This window comes from Cetobacterium sp., from assembly GCF_048470075.1.
GTDB lineage: Bacteria > Fusobacteriota > Fusobacteriia > Fusobacteriales > Fusobacteriaceae > Cetobacterium_A.
The window spans coordinates 1-3739 of record NZ_DBGBQB010000083.1; the positions used below are offsets into that span (position 1 = coordinate 1).

Genomic DNA, 3739 nt, shown 5'->3' on the forward strand with positions numbered 1-3739 from the left:
GTATAGTATGTTGCCAGAGTATATAAAAAATCATATCTATTTAGAAAAAAATAAAAAAAGTATTGAGGAGAAGGATCTGCTTTTAGAAACTCTTAAAATTATTAAAAATAATGAGGAGAGTGGTTTTGGGAGTGGAAGAACTACTATTTTAAAGAGAATGAATGAAAAAAAATTGAATGTAACAGAAGCGATTGTAAGAAAAACTCTATATGAGCTTAATAGGATAGGTTATATAAAATCCAATAGAGGTCGTGGTGGAAGCGTATTAACTTCACTAGGAGAAAAGTTTATTTTGGATAAGAGATGATTATGTTAATGATAAAAAAGGGCAGATTAAAAAATCTGTCCTTTTTGTTTATATCTAAACTATACCAGTTATATTATGTAGAATAATAACAAATATAAGTGAGATTATTGGAATAAGAACTGTAACTATCCCAATATCTTTATATCCATCTTTATGGGCTATTCCACAAACTGCTAACAGTGTAATTACAGCGCCACAGTGTGGAAGAGAATCCAATCCACCAGCTGCAATAAGCATTGTTCTATGAATAACTTCTGGATTTAAGCCCATTTCTAAAAAAGATTTAGATAAAGCTTCAAGTGCAATTCCAGTACCTCCCGATGATGAACCTGTAATTCCAGCCATTATACTTGTTGATATAGCAACTTTGTAAAGACCAGGTATATTAAGAGCTAAGACTTTCTCTCTTATAAGTTCAAATGCCATAGTAGCCTTTACAACTCCTCCAAATCCAACTATAACAGCTGTATTAAATATAGGACTTAAAGAACTTTCAGCACCACTTTTTAATAGTAGAAGTGGAGATTTAATCTGTTTCCTAAATAGAATTAAAGATACAGCAATAGCTATCATAAGAGCTATCGTTACTGGCCAGTTTCCATCAAGCCCACCATATTGTTGGAATTTAGCTATAAAACTTTCACTTTTGAAGAAAATATTTATGACAACCCAGTTAACTATAAAGATAATAACTATAGGAAGGATAGAGATAAATGGGCTAGGCATAGAGCTATAGTCATAATTGTGTACTGTATCGTTGTATTGTCCATAACCTTCTCCTTTTGCCTTTGCTTTTTTTGAACTAATCTCTAACCACATAATTCCAAATATTAAAATTATAAGACCTGAAATAGTTCCTAGAATAGGCGCTGCATAGATGTTAGTGTTCAAATAGTTTGTAGGCATTGAGTTTATGTATTGTGGTGATCCTGGCAAAGCCGTCATAGTAAAAGTGAAAGCTCCTATTGCAATTGCAGCAGGCATAAGTCTTTTAGGTATGTCAGCTTCTTGGAAAAGAGCAACACCTAGTGGATATATGGCAAAAACAACCACAAATAGAGAAACACCTCCATAAGTAAGAAGAGAGGTTGCTAGAACAACTGCTAAAATAGCTCTCTTTTTTCCTAATTTTTCAGATATAAAATGTGAAATAGACCTAGCAGCACCGCTGTCGCCCATAATTTTACCAAAGATTGCACCACCTAAAAATATAGGAAAATAACTTCCTATGTATGATGATGTAACTTTCATAAATGGTCCAGTTAAAGCGTATAAAGCTGGTAAATCACCTGTTATGAAAGCTAAACCCATAGACAAAAGAGGAGCGATAATTAAAATAGAAACCCCTTTAAATGAGAGAAAAATCAAAACGATAATAGAAAAAATTAATGATAATACACCTAACAATTAAATCACCTCATAAAATTAGTATTATTGAGAATTGATTCTTTTTTAAGAATCTATATATTTTGATATTATATTTATTTGTTATAAAAGTCAACGTTTTTTTTGAAAAAAATACAAAAAACAAAAAAATATTGACAATTAAGTCTAATTGTGGTTTATATAAAAATGAGAACCAATTCAAAAAAACTAGAAAAGAGGTGTTTTTATGAAGTTTATTAGTGCCAAAGAAGTTGTTAAAAAAATAGAAAATAATTCAACAGTAGCCACAGGAGGATTTGTAGGAATAGGAGTAGCAGAAGAGATTTTAACAGAGATAGAGAAAAATTATTTGGAAAATAAAAAACCAAATAATTTAACTTTAATCTATGCAGCTGGACAGGGGGATGGAAAAGAAAAAGGGTTAAATCACTTAGCGTATGAAGGTCTAGTAAATAAGGTTATAGGAGGACATTGGGGTCTGGTTCCTAAATTAGGAAACCTAGCTTTAGATAACAAAATTCAAGGATATAATCTACCTCAAGGGGTTATATCTCATATGTTTAGAGATATAGCTTCTGGTAAAAAGGGAACAATATCAAAAATAGGTATTGGTACATTTGTTGATCCACAGTTACAAGGGGGAAAGGTCAATGAGGTAACTTCTGAAAACATAGTTAAAGATATTTTTATAGAAAATGAGAGATATCTTTATTTTAAAGCTCCTTCAAAGATAGATTTTGCAATTTTAAGAGGAACTTTAGCCGATGAGGATGGAAATATATCTTTAGAAAAAGAAGCGTTAACATTGGAGAGTTTAGCCTTAGCTATGGCCACTAAAAACAGCGGTGGAAAGGTGATTGTACAAGTTGAAAGAAAAGTAAAAAATGGAAGTATCAATCCAAAATTAGTTGGAATTCCAAGTATATTTGTGGATTATATAGTATTATGTTCAGATGCAAAATACCATCATCAAACTTTTGGAATAGAGTATGATGAATCTTTTGTAAATAGTAGTATTATACTGGATAACGTAAAAGAAAAGTCTGCATTGGATGAAAGAAAAATAATAGCTAGAAGATGTGCAATGTTTTTATCAAAGGATGATAAAATTTTAAATTATGGTATAGGAATGCCTGAGGGAATTGCTGAAGTTTTAAGAGATGGGAATCAAGAACATCTATTTATTCCAACAGTTGAACCAGGTGCTATTGGAGGTACTCCAGCAGGAGGATTAAGTTTTGGAGCTAGTTCTATTCCACAGGCAATAATAGATCAACCATACCAATTTGATTTCTATGATGGTGGAGGCCTAGATATGGCATTTTTAGGATTAGCTCAGTGTGACTCCAATGGAAATATAAATGTATCCAAATTTGGACCAAAAATAGCAGGTTGTGGTGGATTCATAAATATCTCTCAAAATGCTAAAAAAGTTATTTTCTGTGGAACATTTACAGCAGGAGGCTTGAAAATAAAATTGACAAATGATGGAGTTACAATATTGAATGAAGGTAAGAGTAAAAAATTTATAAAAGAGGTTGAACAGATTACTTTTAGCTCCAAAACAGCAAACTTAAACAATCAACCAGTTTATTATGTCACAGAAAGAGCGGTATTTAAATTGGTTGAAAATGGATTGGAACTAATAGAGATAGCTCCAGGGATTGATTTAGAAAAAGATATACTTAATAATATGGAGTTTAAGCCGATTATATCAAAAAATCTAAAGTTAATGGCCAAAGAGATATTTGAAGATGATTTTAAACTAGATTTATAAAAATTGGGGAAGAAATTCCCTTTTTTTATTTGAATTGTTCCCCCAAATGAAGTAAAATGTATAGATAGATTAATTTTTGGTTTCGGAGGAAGATTGTTGAGTACAAAAGAGAAAATAGTAGAGGCTGCGATTGAATTATTTTATGAAACTCCATATGGAGAAGTTTCTTTGCTTCAAATAAGTAAAAATGCTCAAGTTTCAAATGGGATAATATATAAATATTTTAAAAACAAGGAGGAGTTATTTCAATATCTATTAGAAATAATTTC

General features: G+C 31.1%; 4 protein-coding genes. 3 read left to right on the top strand and 1 reads right to left on the bottom strand.

Annotation, left to right across the window (positions count from 1 at the left end):
* Positions 1 to 307 (top strand): hypothetical protein (locus tag ACMOUI_RS03175; protein ID WP_418964299.1); only part of this gene is annotated, 307 nt, incomplete at its 5' end.
* 54 nt (positions 308 to 361) lie between these two features.
* Here the strand turns inward: ACMOUI_RS03175 and ACMOUI_RS03180 are convergent.
* On the bottom strand, positions 362 to 1714 hold the full coding sequence (locus ACMOUI_RS03180) for a GntP family permease (protein ID WP_418964300.1): 1353 nt from the start codon (positions 1712 to 1714) through the stop codon (positions 362 to 364).
* 205 nt (positions 1715 to 1919) lie between these two features.
* On the opposite strand from ACMOUI_RS03180, the gene ACMOUI_RS03185 reads away from it, so the two are divergent.
* Both ACMOUI_RS03185 and ACMOUI_RS03190 read left to right on the top strand, forming a co-directional pair.
* Positions 1920 to 3470 carry an acyl CoA:acetate/3-ketoacid CoA transferase gene (locus tag ACMOUI_RS03185; protein WP_418964301.1) on the top strand — a complete coding sequence of 517 codons (1551 nt, stop codon included), beginning with the start codon at positions 1920 to 1922 and terminating at the stop codon, positions 3468 to 3470.
* A 96-nt stretch (positions 3471 to 3566) separates the two neighbouring features.
* Positions 3567 to 3739, top strand: a 173-nt coding sequence (locus ACMOUI_RS03190; RefSeq protein WP_418964302.1) for a TetR/AcrR family transcriptional regulator, incomplete at its 3' end; no start/stop codon positions are given.

What these genes read in the sequence shown, in the direction of transcription:
- ACMOUI_RS03185 (WP_418964301.1), top strand. Translation starts at nt 1,920, where the DNA reads ATGAAGTTTATTAGTGCCAAAGAAGTTGTTAAAAAAATAGAAAATAAT.